Source organism: Dorea sp. 210702-DFI.3.17, assembly GCF_020560825.1.
Classification (GTDB): Bacteria; Bacillota; Clostridia; order Lachnospirales; family Lachnospiraceae; genus Dorea; species Dorea formicigenerans.
Genome location: NZ_JAJCNB010000001.1, coordinates 24355 through 41041, shown reverse-complemented (window position 1 = coordinate 41041; position 16687 = coordinate 24355). Strand labels below are relative to the sequence as shown.

13 protein-coding genes are annotated in these 16687 nt (G+C 42.4%); all 13 read right to left on the bottom strand.

Features of this window, described 5'->3' with window-relative positions; translation table 11 throughout:
• Window positions 1-90 precede the first annotated feature (90 nt).
• A complete protein-coding gene (locus tag LI149_RS00200; RefSeq protein WP_173789369.1) occupies window positions 91-1425 on the bottom strand; it encodes an APC family permease in 1335 nt (444 codons plus the stop codon).
• Window positions 1426-1455: 30 nt separating this feature from the next.
• Window positions 1456-4092, bottom strand: a complete 2637-nt coding sequence (gene alaS / locus LI149_RS00195) for an alanine--tRNA ligase (RefSeq protein ID WP_227142852.1) — start codon at window positions 4090-4092, stop codon at window positions 1456-1458.
• Between the two features lie 159 nt (window positions 4093-4251).
• A complete protein-coding gene (gene asnA / locus LI149_RS00190) occupies window positions 4252-5259 on the bottom strand; it encodes an aspartate--ammonia ligase (protein ID WP_173785878.1) in 1008 nt (335 codons plus the stop codon).
• A gap of 2 nt (window positions 5260-5261) precedes the next feature.
• Window positions 5262-7667, bottom strand: a complete 2406-nt coding sequence (locus tag LI149_RS00185) for a homocysteine S-methyltransferase family protein (RefSeq protein WP_117612779.1) — start codon at window positions 7665-7667, stop codon at window positions 5262-5264.
• Between the two features lie 3 nt (window positions 7668-7670).
• Entirely contained in the window at window positions 7671-8315 is a 645-nt protein-coding gene (locus LI149_RS00180; RefSeq protein WP_005330265.1) for a vitamin B12 dependent-methionine synthase activation domain-containing protein, read from the bottom strand.
• 15 nt (window positions 8316-8330) lie between these two features.
• Entirely contained in the window at window positions 8331-9212 is an 882-nt protein-coding gene (gene metF / locus LI149_RS00175; RefSeq protein WP_118144729.1) for a methylenetetrahydrofolate reductase [NAD(P)H], read from the bottom strand.
• The gene (gene glgA / locus LI149_RS00170) at window positions 9202-10638 is read right to left on the bottom strand and encodes a glycogen synthase GlgA (protein ID WP_117494205.1); all 1437 of its coding nucleotides are present in this window, start codon (window positions 10636-10638) and stop codon (window positions 9202-9204) included. The genes metF and glgA overlap by 11 nt, the downstream gene beginning before the upstream one ends.
• A 68-nt stretch (window positions 10639-10706) precedes the next feature.
• Entirely contained in the window at window positions 10707-11498 is a 792-nt protein-coding gene (gene spo0A, locus LI149_RS00165; RefSeq protein WP_117494204.1) for a sporulation transcription factor Spo0A, read from the bottom strand.
• Window positions 11499-11612: 114 nt separating this feature from the next.
• Complete coding sequence (spoIVB, locus tag LI149_RS00160) at window positions 11613-12677, bottom strand: SpoIVB peptidase (protein ID WP_117648939.1); 1065 nt, start codon at window positions 12675-12677, stop codon at window positions 11613-11615.
• A 216-nt stretch (window positions 12678-12893) separates the two neighbouring features.
• Entirely contained in the window at window positions 12894-14570 is a 1677-nt protein-coding gene (gene recN / locus LI149_RS00155; RefSeq protein ID WP_117606100.1) for a DNA repair protein RecN, read from the bottom strand.
• On the bottom strand, window positions 14571-15029 hold the full coding sequence (gene argR / locus LI149_RS00150; protein ID WP_005330250.1) for an arginine repressor: 459 nt from the start codon (window positions 15027-15029) through the stop codon (window positions 14571-14573). It abuts the gene before it with no gap.
• Between the two features lie 4 nt (window positions 15030-15033).
• Window positions 15034-15870: an NAD(+)/NADH kinase gene (locus LI149_RS00145; protein ID WP_117648941.1), complete on the bottom strand. Its 837-nt coding sequence runs from the start codon at window positions 15868-15870 to the stop codon at window positions 15034-15036.
• Between the two features lie 4 nt (window positions 15871-15874).
• On the bottom strand, window positions 15875-16687 hold the full coding sequence (locus tag LI149_RS00140; RefSeq protein WP_005330246.1) for a TlyA family RNA methyltransferase: 813 nt from the start codon (window positions 16685-16687) through the stop codon (window positions 15875-15877).

Sequence of the window (16687 nt, the reverse complement as noted above, 5' to 3'; positions counted from 1 at the left end):
CAGTCCTATATTGTGCATTATACGACTGTTCGGGTATATTTTTTGCACACATACGATTATATCATAAATTTACGTTACGTCAATATCTTTTTACAATCTTTTTTTAATTATCATGTATGCCGGCAGTCCAAGCAGCATAACAATTATGCTGGCAATGGAAATTACGGTTGATCTGTGCCCTGCCAGAAAAATCTGATTGATAATAACAAAGATTCCGCTGGCAATCGCAATGAGTGGAACAATAGGATATAACGGCACTTTATAGGTTCTCACTGCATTTGGACGGTCTTTTCTGAGTTTGATCACTCCGATAAATGTCAGCGTGTAGAATGTCCAGCTTGAAAATACCGCCAGGTCTGTCAGCAGATTGAACTGACCACTTAACGCATAAAATGCACCGATGCCTCCGACAAGCATAATTGCATTTGCCGGAACCTGTGCTCCATTCAATTTTGCAAATATCTTGTGGAATGGAAATTTTCCTTCTGCCGCAAGAGAATATGCCACACGGGAACCGGAAAGTATAAATCCGTTACAGCTTCCGAATACGGAAACAATGATTCCGATTGATACAATCTGTCCTCCAAGTTTCCCTAAAATCTTCACTGCTACAGCAGATGCCGGTGCAGTCAGTGTTGCAAGTTCGGATGCCGGAAGTACCCACAGATATGCAAGATTAATGATAAAGTAAACCGCCATGATCAGTGATACTCCGCCAACGATGGCAACAGGAAGATCCTTTCCCGGATTTTTCATCTCTCCCGCAATTGCTCCTACATTGGTCCAGCCTTCGAATGCAAATAAAATTGCGATCATAAGCTGACCAAGAACGACCATCGGACTTAATCCTTCGCCTACCATCGGAGTAAAGACTGGATTCGTTCCTGCTCCGCGCACAAACCCGAAAATCATCAAAAGGATTAACGGAATCATCTTGCAGACTGTAAATATGACTTGTACACTGCCACCTATCTTGGATCCCATAGAATTCAGAAAGATGATAATGATAATCATGGCAACTGCTACCGGAGCAACATAACCGTCCCCGATAAAAAACGCCATCTGCTGACCTCCTGCCACTGCAAGGGCAGATATCATGGCCGGATAAAATAATAAAATCTGTACCCAGCCTGCCAAAAATCCAATCATCGGATTATAAATTTCTTCCAGATAGGCTACGATTCCACCTGTCTTCGGAATCATGATCGCAACTTCTGAAAATGTTAATGCTGCTGCGATACTTACAATTCCAGTAATCAGCCAGGCATACATTCCAAGTCCAGGAGCACCGCCTGTCGCTGTATAAATAGCCTGGGGTTTAAAGAAAACCCCAGACCCGATAACGCTTCCGACAACGGTTGCCATCGCTGTCACTGCGCCCAAATTCTTTTTTAACTCTTGTTTCTGTTCTTGTTTTTGCTCCATAAACTACCCCTGAAAAGTCTGATCAAATGTCTATAACTGGCTCTCCAGGACTTCACTTACTTTTGCAATTGCAGCGTCAATTCCGTCTGGATTCTTTCCTCCAGCCTGTGCCATATTCGGACGTCCACCGCCGCCACCTCCAACAAGGCCGGCAATGCCTTTGATCAGATTTCCGGCATGGGCACCTTTCTTCACAGCCTCATCTGTTGCCATTGCAACAAGGCTTACTTTTCCACCTGCCGCGGATGCAAGAACGATCACACCTTCACCAAGTTTTTCTTTCAACTGATCTCCAAGATCACGAAGGCCATTCATATCTACATCATCTACTTTTGCAGCAATAAGTTTTACACCTTTTACTTCTGTAACCTGATCAGATACATCTCCCATTGCCTCTTTTGCCATCTTACTCTTCACGCTCTCAAGCTCGCTGTGAAGCTCTTTATTCTCAGCCTGAAGATGACGGATCTTATCAGATAACTGGTTCGGAGTTGCTTTCACAAGGGCTGCTGCCTCCTGAAGTTTCTTTTCCATATCATCATAATATTTCAGAAGTCCTTTTGAAGTCAGAGCCTCGATACGTCTGACTCCTGCTGCAACACCTGTCTCAGAAATAATCTTAAGTGCACTGATAACTCCCGTATTCGATACGTGAGTACCTCCACAGAACTCTACTGAAAAGTCTCCCATGCTTACGACACGGACAACATCACCGTATTTCTCACCGAAAAGGGCTGCTGCTCCTGTCTTTCTTGCTTCCTCGATTGGCATATTCTTAGCTACGACCGGTAAGCATTCTGCAATCTTTTCATTTACAATATCTTCTACCTGCTTTAACTCTTCTTTTGATAATGCTGAGAAATGTGTAAAGTCAAAACGAAGTCTCTCAGCATCTACATAAGAACCTGCCTGCTCAACATGTGTTCCAAGCACCTGACGAAGAGCTGCCTGAAGAAGATGTGTTGCACTGTGGTTTCTTGCTGACAGATTACGGTTCTCTTTATCTACTTCCATAGATACTGTATCACCGACTTTGATCATTCCATGGCTTACATATCCCACATGTCCGATCTTTGTTCCGGCAAGATGAATTGTATTCTCTACTACGAACTCTCCATCAGCAGTCTTAATGGTACCGATGTCACCTTCCTGACCACCCATTGTTCCATAAAATGTAGTCTTGTCAACAATAATTGTACCTTTCTCGCCATCGGATAATGCGTCTACAATCTCCTCTTCGCTTGTAAGTGCTGTCACTTTTGCATCACATACAAGATTCTCGTATCCTACGAATTCTGTTGCAAGCTCTGCTTCCAGTTCATCATAAACTGTAGCGTCTTTTCCAGTGTAGCTGTGAGTACCAAATGTTCCCTCTGATTTCGCACGCTGCTCTTTCTGAGCTTTTTCGAATCCTTCCTTATCATAAGTCAGGCCCTTCTCTTCCAGAATCTCGCTTGTCAGATCAATTGGGAATCCATAAGTATCATAAAGTTTAAATGCATTTTCTCCGGAAAGAACTGTCTCACCATTTTTCTTCATCTCTTCTTCCATATCTGCAAGAATAGAAAGTCCCTGATCAATTGTCTTATTGAACTGAGCCTCTTCTTTTGCAATCACGTTGAAGATAAAGTCTTTCTTCTCTTCAAGCTCCGGATATCCGTCTTTTGAACCATCAATAACAGTCTGTGCAAGCTCTACAAGGAAAGCTCCCTCGATACCGAGAAGTCTTCCGTGACGGCAAGCACGGCGGAGCAGACGGCGGAGTACATAACCACGGCCACTGTTAGATGGCATAATTCCGTCTGAAATCATAAATGTAACAGAACGGATATGATCTGTTACGACACGAAGAGAAACATCTGTCTCGTGGTCGATGCCATAATGCTTTCCTGACATAGCGCATACATGGTCACGCAATGCTTTCATTGTATCAATATCAAACATGGAGTCTACATCCTGTACGACACATGCAAGACGCTCCAGTCCCATACCTGTATCAATGTTCTTCTGAGCCAGGTCAGAATAGTTTCCATGTCCGTCATTGTTGAACTGTGAAAATACATCATTCCAGATTTCCATATAACGGTCACATTCGCAGCCTACTGTACAGCCTGGTTTTCCACAGCCATATTTTTCACCACGGTCATAATAAACTTCTGAACATGGACCACAAGGACCTGAACCATGCTCCCAGAAGTTATCTTCTTTTCCGAAACGGAAGATACGCTCTTCCGGGACACCGATTTCTTTATTCCAGATCTCCCATGCCTCATCGTCATTCTCATATACAGAAGGATATAATCTTTCCGGATCAAGTCCTACAACCTCTGTAAGGAACTCCCATGTCCAGTGGATTGCCTCTGTCTTGAAATAATCTCCAAAAGAAAAGTTACCAAGCATCTCGAAAAATGTACCATGACGAGCTGTCTTACCTACATTCTCGATATCTCCTGTACGGATACACTTCTGACAGGTTGTCACTCTTCTTCTCGGCGGGATCTCCTGTCCTGTAAAGTATGGCTTCATTGGTGCCATACCGGAATTGATCAACAATAAACTTTTATCGTTATGTGGCACCAGTGAAAAACTTTTAAGTGCCAGGTGATCCTTGCTTTCAAAGAATTCAAGGAACATTCTTCTTAATTCGTTAACTCCGTATTTCTGCATAATTTCCTCCTCAAAAATTCACTAACTTATAATTATAAGTAGTCATCTTTCGTTTGTCAACGTCCGTTGAATTTATTTCAATTCAATTTCTTCCAGTTCTTTTGGTGGAATCTCCTTTCCTCCTGGCAAACGAAATTTATCCATTTACATTTTTATAATCTATAAAAGGATAATGTCATGCTCTCTGCATGTCTGTCTCATCTCTTCCGGCCAGAGACTTGCCTGCACCTCGCCGACATGAGCACGATCGAGAAGGAGCATACACAGTCTGGACTGTCCAATACCTCCTCCGATTGTGTATGGAAGTTCTCCGTGAAGAAGCATTTTGTGGTATGGAAGCTCTCGTCTGTCCTCGCAGTCTGCTTTTTTAAGCTGGGAAGCAAGAGATTTCTCATCTACTCGGATACCCATGCTGGAGATTTCAAGTGCACAATCTAATGTATCATGCCAGAACAGAATATCTCCGTTCAACTGCCAGTCGTCATAATCCGGTGCACGTCCGTCATGCGGCTCACCACTTGCAAGCTTATCTCCAATCTTCATCAGGAATACACAGCCATATTCTTTTGTGATCAGGTTCTCTCTCTCCTTCGGAGTTTTGTCCGGATATCTGTCTTCCAGTTCCTGAGTCGTGATAAATGTTACATCATCCGGCAAATGTTTCACTGCCTGCGGGTATTTGTACCACACCTCATGTTCCATATGTTTGATAATTTTAAAGATATGACGTACGGTTGTCTTTAATGTCTCTTCTGTTCGGTCCACCTTACGGATAACTTTTTCCCAGTCCCACTGGTCAACATAGCAGGAATGAAGGTTATCAAGTTCCTCATCGCGCCGGATAGCGTTCATGTTTGTGTAGAGTCCTTCGCCTGGCTCAAAGTCATATTTTTTGAGAGCCATACGTTTCCATTTTGCAAGAGAATGTACAACTTCTACTGTCTCTCCCGGAATTCCGGCAACATCAAACTGTACCGGTCTTTCAACTCCATTCAGGTTATCATTAAGACCACTGCTCTTCTCAACAAAAAGCGGTGCTGAGATACGCTCCAGATTCATTTCTTTTCCGAATTCTCTCTGGAATGTATCACGGATATACTTAATTGCCTCCTGTGTCTCGCGCACGGTCATGTGTGGATCATAATTTTCTGGTAATATTAAACTCATGTCTATTTCTCTCCTCCAAATAATTGTTGTGCATAATAAACGGACTGCATCGCATCTTTTCCGTAGAAATCTGCTCCAATCATATCCGAATAATCCTGATTCAGTACCGCTCCGCCAACCATCACCTTACATTCTGGTTTTTTCTTGCGAAGCTGTCTGATCGTCTCTTCCATGCTGACTACAGTTGTAGTCATCAGGGCGCTTAATCCCACCAGTCTGACGTCTTCCTTTATTGCTGTCTCGACAATCTCCTCCGGCGGAACATCTTTCCCAAGATCGATCACATCAAAGCTGTAATTTTCAAGAAGAACTTTTACAATATTCTTGCCAATATCATGAATATCTCCTTTTACGGTAGCAAGAATGACTTTATCTTTAGCCTGCTCGCTCTCACCGCTCTTGGCAAGTTCATCTTTCAAAACTGCAAATGCTATCTTTGCTGCATCGGCACTCATCAGAAGCTGTGGCAAAAATACGGTTCCTTTTTCAAATCCTTTTCCGACCTGGTCAAGTGCCGGGATCAATTCCTCGTTAATAATATCCAGTGGAGCTTTATCTTTCACAAGCTCTGCTGTTATGTGATGTGCTTCTTCCTTCAGGCCTTTCTCAATGGCAGTCTTAAGCGTCATCTCCGCCTTTGTGGCAGGTGTCACAGCCTGCACTTTCTGACTTCCATACTGTTCAATATATTTCTCACAATTTTCATCATAATTCATCAGCGCACAGAAAGAATAATAAGAACGCATCATATCCTCTGAAAGTGGATTAATGATTCCCGCGCTTAAGCCTGACTGCATTGCCATAGTATAGAAATTTGAGTTCACTGCCGGTCTGTATGGAAGCCCAAAGGAAATGTTTGATACACCAAGTACCGCACAAACTCCATATTTTTCTCGTACCTGTCTCAAAGCTTCCAGCGTAGTGATTGCTCCTGTCGGCTCAGAACTGATCGTCATACAAAGAACATCAATTACAATATCTTTCTTATCGATACCATATTTCTTTGCCTCTTCGATAATTTTGCCTGCAACCTTTACACGCCCTTCGGCTGTTGCCGGAATTCCATCTTCATCGAGAGTAAGACCGACAACCACCCCGCCATATTTCTTAATCAGTGGAAATACTGCATCCATGGAACTTTGTTTTCCATTGACAGAGTTGACCATTGGCTTTCCGTTGTAAATTCGCATAGCTGCTTCCAGAGCACTTATATCTACCGTATCAATTTGAAGCGGAAGACTCGTTACACTTTGAAGCTCCTGCACCACCTCACGCATCAAAGCCGGTTCATCTATATCTGGAAGCCCTACATTGACGTCCAGGATATGTGCTCCTGCATCCTGCTGTGAAATAGCTTCTCTTAATATATAATCAATATCATGGTCTTTGAGTGCCTGTTTGAATTTCTTCTTACCTGTTGGATTGATTCTCTCTCCGATGATCATCGGTTTCCCGCCAAGTTCCACAGCTCGCCCATAGGAGGATACGATTGTCCGGTTCTTAAATTCTTTTCCAGGCCGGTCTGTAATGTCCCTCTGATCTTTCGTTGCTTCCACCATGGCACGGATGTGTGCCGGAGTTGTTCCGCAACAGCCGCCGATCAGACTGGCACCACGTTTCAGGATTTCAGCCATGAATCTCCCGAATTCTTCAGGTTCTACGTCGTAATACACCTCTCCGTCTTTTTGTTTTGGGAGCCCGGCATTCGGCTTAACAATGACGGGAACAGAAGCATATTGTAAAATTTCATCCAGAATCGGCATCATCTGCTCCGGTCCCATGCCGCAGTTGATTCCAAGTGCGTCTACGCGGAGACCTTCCAGCATTGCTACAACCGATGGAACATCTCCTCCGGTCAGTAGTTTTCCTTTGTCATCAAAGATCATAGTTGCAAATACCGGAAGTGAAGTATTCTCCTTTGCAGCAAGTACTGCTGCCTTCACTTCATAAGTATCACTCATCGTCTCTATATGGATCAGATCAGCACCTGCTTCTTCGCCAAGTCTTGCCACCTCTGCAAACGCCTGATATGCATCTTCAAAATCCAGATCCCCCATTGGCTTTAAGAGTTTTCCTGTCGGTCCGATATCAAGTCCTACATAAGTCTCTCTGCCATCTTTGACACCTAGTTTTGCTCCTTTTCTCACATTTTCAATTGCTGCTTTTACGATTTCATCTAATTCATGTCTGGAATCATGAAATTTCAGTGCATTTGCGCCAAATGTGTTACTTAGCACAATATCACTTCCAGCCTCATAATACTGTCTTGCGATATCAATCATATCATCTGCACGTTCCAGGCTCCATGTTTCTGGCAATTCTCCCGGTTTTAATCCCCGCTCCTGCAGAAGAGTTCCGGTCCCCCCGTCAAAATATATGAGTTCTTTCCCTAATCTGTCTAATATCATTCATTAATTCCTCCGGTAAATACAATCTTTTTTACTGCAGGATTCGCATCCTTCTTCATGACAGTGAACCTCTTCCCTGCCAAGTCCAATAACTGCTGTTACTGATTTCGTCGGTGTCAGCATACTGCTTTCAGTCATAGTAAGTCCGATCTTCTTTGCACAATCCAGCATTCCGAGAATATCCTTTTGGTGTAAAATACTGAAATCACCGTATCCCGGGCTAAATCTCGGACGCAGGAAATATCCCTGTGAGGTCATCTCTTCTTTCAGACTTTTCTGCCAGTTATTTAAATATTCCTCCAACATTGCTGCTGCACAGGCCTGTAAAACAACTGTTCTGGACATTTCTGTCAGAGAATAACGCTTCATCAGCATATCAACTTCTACTCCAAGTGTTGCACCAAGCATCACGACCTGGGTACAACCTTTCATATTCTTTGCCAGATTCCTGCTTGTAATTTCAAGTCCTTCAATATTCAAGTGTTCTTCGTCCGATACCTTTAACTCAAAGATGCGATAGACGATTCTCCTCTTAGCGACCCGTTCCAGGTCTTCAAATGAATCCCGGATCAAGGCTAACGTCTGATCGTCTACCGCATGTTTTCCATATCCAAGATAACGGACCGCTTCTAATGTCCTTTTATCCATGTTCCAACATCCAGTCTAATCTTCTACTTTTAATATTGCTGACAGGTTATTCATGATTGCTGCTGCTACATCCGGTTTATTCATAGAATACACATGAATGTGATTGATACCATTGGCGATCAGGTCAATAATCTGATCTGTTGCATACGCGATTCCCGCCTGCTTCATTGCCTCAGGATCATCTCCAAACCGATCGATAATTGCCAGGAATCTCTGCGGAACTGCTGTCCCGGATAATTCCATAGAACGTCTTAACTGCTTTTTATTCGTAATTGGCATGATTCCCGGAAGTACCGGAACCAAAATTCCTTTTTCACGTATACGATAAAGGAAATTATAAAAAATATTATTATCAAAAAACATCTGTGTTGTCAGAAAATCAACTCCACAGTCTACTTTCGTCTTCAGATTGCTGATATCGTCTTTCTTATGCTCCGTCTCCACATGGCCTTCCGGATAACATGCCGCCCCGATGCAGAAATCTCCCTGCTGTTTGATATCTTCAATCAGTTCACATGCATAACGATATTGGTTCGGAAGTGGAAATGCATTATCTTTCGGAATATCTCCGCGAAGCGCTAATATATTATCAATGTTCTTTTCTTTTAACTTATCAATGACCTGATGTACTTCTTCTCTTGTAGACGATACGCACGTCAGGTGCGCCAGACTTGTTACTCCAAAATCATCTTTGATATGAGATGCAATACTTACAGTGTTCTTACTGGTTCCACCGCCTGCTCCATAAGTTACACTAATAAACGACGGCTTTAATGCCGCAATCTTCTCAGCAGCGGAAAGCACACTGTCATATCCTGCATCTGTCTTCGGTGGAAAGATTTCAAATGAAACCTGTGGTGTCTGATCTTTTAAAATGTCTCTTATCTTACATGTCATCGTATAATTCCTCATACTGTTTTGCAGAACTGTTCCATGAAAAATCCTTACTCATTCCCCGTTCTACAATCTTATTCCAGTCTCTCTTCTTGTCGTAATATATTTTTTCTGCATAACGCACAGTTGCCATCATCTCATGTGCATTATAATTTGCAAAGCTGAATCCTGTTCCAGTCTTCTCATATTCATTATATGGCTCTACCGTATCCTTAAGTCCGCCAGTCTCTCTGACAATCGGAACCGTTCCATATCTAAGGCTCATAAGCTGACTCAGACCACAAGGCTCAAACAGTGACGGCATCAGAAATGCATCACATGCCGCATAGACCTTGTGAGACATTGCCTCTGAATAATAAATATTCGCAGATACTTTATCCGGATATTTCCATGCATAGTGACGGAACATATTCTCATACTGCTCCTCACCTGTTCCAAGCGCAACAATCTGAATTGCATCCTGACACAGTTCATCCATCACACAGGCGATCAGATCAAATCCCTTCTGATCTGTCAGTCTGGATACGATACCAATCATCAGCTTCTTATGGTCCTGTGCAAGTCCAAGCTCTTTTTGAAGTTCAATTTTATTCTTAATCTTCTCTTTCCGGAAATTCTCTACACTGTAATTCCTGTAAATATCCTTATCTGTCTGCGGATTATATACATCATAGTCGATTCCATTCACAATACCGGAAAGGCTTGCCGACCTGGCCTGCATCAGCCCTTCCAGCTTTTCTCCGTAAAACGGAGTCTTAATTTCCTCTGCATAGGAGCTGCTGACAGTTGTCACTTTATCTGCATAGACGATACCGCCCTTTAACATATTGGCATCATCATAAGATGTCAGCTTGTCCGGTACAAAATAATACTCCGGAAGTCCGGTAATGTCACGCACTTTTTTTGCATCCCACATCCCCTGGAACTTCAGATTATGTATCGTCATCACAGTCTTGATTCCGCGGTAATATTCATTGGAATACCGAAAATTATCCAGAAATATCGGAATCAGTCCCGTCTGCCAGTCATGGCAGTGAATGATGTCCGGTCTGAAATCAATGACCGGAAGAGCACTCAATACTGCCTTTGAGAAAAATGAAAACTTCTCAACATCTGTATACATCTCTCCATATGGTGCAAAACCATTAAAATAAAATTCATTATCGATAAAATAAAAGGTGACTCCTTCATACTCTGTCTCCAGAACCCCGACATACTGTGTCCGCCAGCCAAGATCCATATAAAAATGCGTCTTATACTGAAGCTTTTCCTTCCAGGATTCTTTCATACACATATACTTTGGAAGCATGACTCTTACATCATATTTTTCTTTATCAAAGAATTTCGGTAAAGAACCTGCCACATCTGCCAGACCTCCGGTCTTAATAAATGGCACTGCTTCTGAAGTGGCAAAGAGTATTTTTTTCATAGTGATTTCCTCCCGATTCCACGATATATGAATCATTATACAGTATTTTTTTTCAGAAGAAAAGCCTTTTATCTATGTTTATATTCTAAACGTATCGTATCTGCGATAAGTGCGATGAATTCAGAATTGGTCGGTTTCCCTTTTCCACCATTCACAGTATATCCAAACAGCTCGTCCAGAGTATCTAATTTTCCTCTGCTCCACGCCACTTCAATTGCGTGACGGATTGCACGTTCCACACGGCTTGCCGTCGTCTGATGCATCTTTGCAACAGTCGGATATAATACTTTTGTCACTGCATTTAATACATCCATATCTTCAATTGCCATAAGAATCGCATCTCTCAGATAATGATATCCTTTGATATGCGCTGGAATCCCTATCTCATGTATCATATCCGTTACACGATTTTCCAGATTTATCTTCGGCTCCGAAGCTTCTGCATTTCCAACCGGTGCAAATGATTTTGCTTCCGGCACATGATATTTTCCAGCTTCACGGATCTTGTCCAGCACCATCTGATTACTGAACGGTTTCAGAATATAGTAAGAAGCACCTTTACGAAATGCATCTTCTGTAATCCGCTCCTGTCCCACTGCAGTGATAATAATAAAACTTGGATGTTTTCTGATATCACGATCCCGATTCACGGTATCCATAACACTTAATCCGTCCATTTTCGGCATAATCAGATCTAATAGTACAACATCTGGCTGTTTTTCCTTAATCAGTGTATATACATCTTCCCCATTATTGGCTTTCCCAACCAGCTTCATCTCTTTGTTATTTTCAATCATTTCGCCAAGCAGATCCAGAATTCTCTCATTATCGTCTGCGATTGCAACAGCTATTTCTCCCATATTCCAAAATCCTCCTCGATTTTATTTCTCGTTGGATTTTATTATAATTTTCTCCTTTTTTCGAATCAAGAAATTGCTGTCGGAAAGTTCTATCACTTCTCGACACGGTATTTTTTATTCCGACTCATTTATCATAGATTCTGCAAAAATGCCATAACCTTTTGTCGGATTGTTGACAAAAACGTGAGTTACTGCGCCGATTAGTTTTCCGTTCTGGAGGATTGGACTGCCGCTCATTCCCTGGATGATCCCGCCCGTCTCATCCAAAAGCGATGGATCTGTCACTTCGATTGTCATACTTTTATTTACTTCGCCCGACCACAGATTGACTTGTGTGATTAAAATATCATATTCTTTTATTTCTCCATCCACAGCACAGCGAATGATAGCAGGCCCTTCTTCTACCTCTTCTTTTTTTGCCAGTTGTACCGGAGTCTGATTTGCGAACAGGACATCAACCCGGTCAATCGTTCCAAAAATTCCTGCCTCTGTATTCTTCTTTATTTTTCCAAGCACGTTATAATTATTATAAACAATGATTCCTTCCATACCACCAGGTGTCCCATTCACACCTTTTTGGATTTCCTTAACACTTGTCAGATATAGTGTTCCATCGGAAATATTAAGAAGCTCCCCTGTATCGATATCATGGATTCCATGTCCCAGCGCGCCAAAATGACTGTCCGAGTCCAGATAAGTAATGGTCCCAAGTCCTTGTGCATTATCCCGCACCCAGATTCCGAGTTTTTTCGTCCCATCTTCACACTGGATCATATCCATTTTTACATGAATCGTCTCCCCCTTCCTGCAAATATCTAATTTTGCTTTTTGTTCCGAGAAGGAACTTACTGCTTCGACCAGTTCATTTTTAGTATTGATATCTTTGCCGTTAAATCCAGTGATGTAATCTCCGGCTTTTACAATATGAAGCGCCGGTTCATATTCTGAACCGTCTTCCCCTTTGATTTTCTGTGTATCCAATACCATAACACCTTTTGTTTTCATATAAATCCCTACCGGCATGCCACCTGGAATTACCAGGTCTTCTTCAGAGGTCTGAGCGCTCACCTCTCGCCTCATGGCATCTTTTTTCTGCTCGATCAAAAGATAGCTTCCACCTACCGATATAAAAAACACCAATGCCATAATTAAAATTCGCCGATACCAATACTTTTTCATACACTCTGATCCTCCCATGTTTTTTACAAAAAAATCTCAATCAGCATCCTGCCGGAGGCTATATCAGATGAGTATGGACTTTCTGCCACTGATACTGATTTTTTTGCTTGCCATCTACAACGGTGGAAAGCATCTCACATCTGATATAAATAAAGACAAGTGTCCCTCAATCAGAACACCTGTCTTAGTATGTGTATTATTTGAATTTCAATTCTTTTATTTTTTGATCTGCGCTGCCAGTTCCTGCATTTCTTTTGCATTCTGTCTGACCGTGTCCGTAATCTTAGCACCGCCAAGAATTCTCGCCAGTTCATCGGTAGATTCTTCCGCCTTAAGTTCCCTGATAGATGTCTTTGTCTGACCATCTGACACATTTTTTTCGATCATAAAATGATGATCTGCCATGGCCGCAATCTGTGCCAGATGTGTAATACAGATGACCTGATGCTTTCTGCCGATCAACGCCATCTTCTCAGACACTTTCTGTGCTGTTCTTCCACTTATCCCCACATCGATCTCATCAAAAATCAGCGTCGGAATCTCATCCCTGTCAGCCATAACACTTTTGATCACAAGCATAATTCTGGACAGTTCTCCACCTGACGCTACTTCCACAAGCGGACGCACCGGCTGTCCGGGATTCAAAGAAATCATAAACTCTACGTCATCAGAACCATTTGCAGAATAAGAACCAGACTTTTCAAATGCAATAGAAAATTTCACATCTTCAAAATTCAGATCTGCAAGACCTTCTGTAATCGCCTGTTCCATAATCTGCGCCTGCTCTTTTCGGATCTTCGTCAGCTTCTTTGTCACTTTCTCAAGCTTCTGCTCTTTTTGTTCCAAATCTCGCTTTAAATCCGCAATATAATTCTCATAATCTTCCAGTTTTTGTATCTTTTTCTGTTGTTTTATTCCATAATCCAGAATTCCTGCAATATCCGTGCCATATTTCGTCTTCAAACGGTTGATCTCATTAAGGCGCTCAGTAATTGTCATATAATCTTCTTCTGAGAACTCCAGACTATCCTGATAATCGGAAAGATCATGATTAAAATCATTTAACAGACTGTCTATCTCCATCAGCTGGCTGTACAGATTTCCTGCTGTCTCATCAAGATTACTGACTGGTGCCAGCTCCCGGATCGCGCGGCTCAGGCATTCGCTTGCACTTCCGGCTTCCCCACTCGTATAAGCATACGAAGCCGCAGTACTCTCAGCAATCTTTCGTCCATTTTCCATGCGTTTGAAGGTTGTCTCCAGTTCTTCATCTTCTCCTTCTTTTAACATGGCATCTTCAATCTCAGATACTTCAAATTTTAAGAAATCCAATTCTTTTGCACGGCTTGATTCGTCCATATCAGCCTCATCCAGAGTCTTTTTACATGTACGATATTCCTGATAAGCCGAAGCAGCCTGTTTTTTTATATCTGCAAGATAATCCCACGCAAATGCATCGACAAACCCGAGATGATTCTTTTTATATAACAGAGACTGATGTTCATGCTGCCCGTGAATATCGATCAGAATAGCAGCTACTTCCTTTAAAACAGCAATTGTTACAGTCTCACCGTTAATCCGGCTTACACTTCTGCCATCCATTAATTTCCGGCTCAAGATCAAAAGGCCATCCTCCGGATAAATACAAAGTTTCTCCAAAGCTTTCAGACGGCTTTTTTCCGTCACAGTAAAGACCAGCTCCACCAGTGCATAATTCTCCCCCTGACGGATCAGATCTTTTGTGTATCTTCCACCCAGTGCCAGATTTACAGAACCCAAAATAATAGATTTTCCTGCTCCCGTCTCACCGGTCAGAATATTTAACCCTTCTGCAAATTCTACTTCTATCTCATCAATCAATGCCAGATTCTTTACGTGTAAACTCTGTAACATCTATTCCTCCTGCCGAACAATTTTACGAATCTTATCCATCACCTTCGGAGTATCCTCTGTCGTGCGGATTGCACACATAATTGTGTCGTCTCCGGCAATACTTCCCACGACCTCGCTCCAGTTCATAGCATCAATAGCCAGGCATACAGCCATCGCCATTCCAGCCACCGTCTTGATGACCAGAATATTCTGTGCCATATCCATCGACATATATCCGTCTCTTAAAACACGGATATATTTTTCACTCATGCCATTGCCACTTTCCTGATGCAGCGCATATTTCTGTTTGCCGTTCTCAGCTGGAATCTTGGTAAGTTTCAAATCCCGGATATCTCGGGACACCGTTGCCTGAGTCACTTTAAATCCTTCCCGGTTCAGATAATCTGCCAATTCCTCCTGGGTCTCAATATGATATTTGCCAATCAGTTCAATGATCTTAGCATGTCTGTTTACTTTCATATCTCTAATTTCCTTTCATCTTCCTTCGAAGCGTTTCCAGAAAACTATCCTGGTTCAATTTTATAATTCTTGTCTGGGCTTCTGCCTTGCGGATCTCTACCATATCACCGGAAGTCAGCTCCACTTCATCCACACCGTCAAATGCCACGTATGCCTCATCTGGGATTCCATGTTTTCCTTCTCCGATCTGTATCACGATCTCATCTTCTGCTGACAATACAATACTGCTTGTATTTAACGCATGCGGACAGATTGGTGTGATCACGATCATGGATGCCGTCGGCTCTACGATCGGACCTCCCGCTGCAAGGTTATACGCCGTAGATCCTGTCGGGGTAGATATGATCACTCCATCTGCTTCATAGGAGTTCAACAATTCTCCATTTACAAAAAGTCGGAAATGAACGACTCGAATAGCCCCTTTTCTTGCAACTACAATATCATTCAAAGCCAGATCCATTCGCTCTCCGTCAAAACTGCCTTCTAACATCATTCGTTTTTCTACCGTATATCTGCCTTTCACAACACGTTCCAGAGCTCCCTCAATATTCGTTAACTCTACTTCTGTCAGATATCCTAATGTTCCCATATTGACTCCCAGAATCGGGACATCTCTGCCACGCAGAGCACGCGCCACCTCAATAAAACTTCCGTCACCCCCAATAACGATCGCATAATCAAGGTCCGGTGGTATCTGCTCGGAAACAATGGCATTATTCTCATCTTTTGGGCACTGCAGGCATATCTTTCCTGCCTGTGTCAGATACTCTTTGACCCGATTCGTTATTGCATAGTCTGCATCTTTGCCATCATTTGTTACAATCAACACTCTCTCTGCCATATCTTTATTCCTTTTTTGCGAGGTTTCCAAATGCCTCGTCTACAATTTTTTCAATCTGAATTTTTTCATTTATATCGCCCGGCTCTTCACATTTTTCTAACTGGACAAGATATTCAATATTTCCCTCCGGTCCTTTGATTGGTGAAAATGTAAGATCCAGCACATGAAATCCATGGGTAGACGCATAGTCCAAGATCATGGTCACAACCTCAATATGTGTACTCTTTTCGCGCACAACTCCTTTTTTACCGACTTTCTCTCTTCCCGCTTCAAACTGTGGTTTAATCAGTGCTACAATCTGTCCTTTATCTGTCAGATAATCACGAATCGGCATCAGCACTTTTGTCAGGGAAATAAAGGATACATCAATTGATGAAAAATCAACCGGCTCACCGATATCTTCCGGTGTCACATAACGGATATTCGTCTTCTCCATGCAAACTACACGCTCGTCCTGGCGAAGTTTCCAGTCTAATTGTCCATGACCTACATCAATGGCAAACACCTTGACCGCGCCATTTTGCAACATACAATCTGTAAATCCACCTGTAGAAGAACCTACATCTGTGCAGACTTTTCCTTCTACAGATACCTGAAATTCTTTCATTGCTTTTTCTAACTTAAGTCCGCCGCGGCTGACATAAGGCAGTGTATGGCCACGCACTTCAATCTTAGATTCTTCTGGGAATGTTGTTCCTGGTTTATCTTCTTTCTGGTTGTCCACATAAACATTTCCAGACATGATAATGGCTTTTGCTTTTTCTCTGGACGCGGCAAGATTTCTCTTCACCAGCAACACATCCAAACGTTCTTTCAT

What these genes read in the sequence shown, in the direction of transcription:
- LI149_RS00200 (WP_173789369.1), bottom strand. Translation starts at nt 1,425, where the DNA reads ATGGAGCAAAAACAAGAACAGAAACAAGAGTTAAAAAAGAATTTGGGC.
- alaS (WP_227142852.1), bottom strand. Translation starts at nt 4,092, where the DNA reads ATGCAGAAATACGGAGTTAACGAATTAAGAAGAATGTTCCTTGAATTC.
- asnA (WP_173785878.1), bottom strand. Translation starts at nt 5,259, where the DNA reads ATGAGTTTAATATTACCAGAAAATTATGATCCACACATGACCGTGCGC.
- LI149_RS00185 (WP_117612779.1), bottom strand. Translation starts at nt 7,667, where the DNA reads ATGATATTAGACAGATTAGGGAAAGAACTCATATATTTTGACGGGGGG.
- LI149_RS00180 (WP_005330265.1), bottom strand. Translation starts at nt 8,315, where the DNA reads ATGGATAAAAGGACATTAGAAGCGGTCCGTTATCTTGGATATGGAAAA.
- metF (WP_118144729.1), bottom strand. Translation starts at nt 9,212, where the DNA reads ATGACATGTAAGATAAGAGACATTTTAAAAGATCAGACACCACAGGTT.
- glgA (WP_117494205.1), bottom strand. Translation starts at nt 10,638, where the DNA reads ATGAAAAAAATACTCTTTGCCACTTCAGAAGCAGTGCCATTTATTAAG.
- spo0A (WP_117494204.1), bottom strand. Translation starts at nt 11,498, where the DNA reads ATGGGAGAAATAGCTGTTGCAATCGCAGACGATAATGAGAGAATTCTG.
- spoIVB (WP_117648939.1), bottom strand. Translation starts at nt 12,677, where the DNA reads ATGAAAAAGTATTGGTATCGGCGAATTTTAATTATGGCATTGGTGTTT.
- recN (WP_117606100.1), bottom strand. Translation starts at nt 14,570, where the DNA reads ATGTTACAGAGTTTACACGTAAAGAATCTGGCATTGATTGATGAGATA.
- argR (WP_005330250.1), bottom strand. Translation starts at nt 15,029, where the DNA reads ATGAAAGTAAACAGACATGCTAAGATCATTGAACTGATTGGCAAATAT.
- LI149_RS00145 (WP_117648941.1), bottom strand. Translation starts at nt 15,870, where the DNA reads ATGGCAGAGAGAGTGTTGATTGTAACAAATGATGGCAAAGATGCAGAC.
- LI149_RS00140 (WP_005330246.1), bottom strand. Translation starts at nt 16,687, where the DNA reads ATGAAAGAACGTTTGGATGTGTTGCTGGTGAAGAGAAATCTTGCCGCG.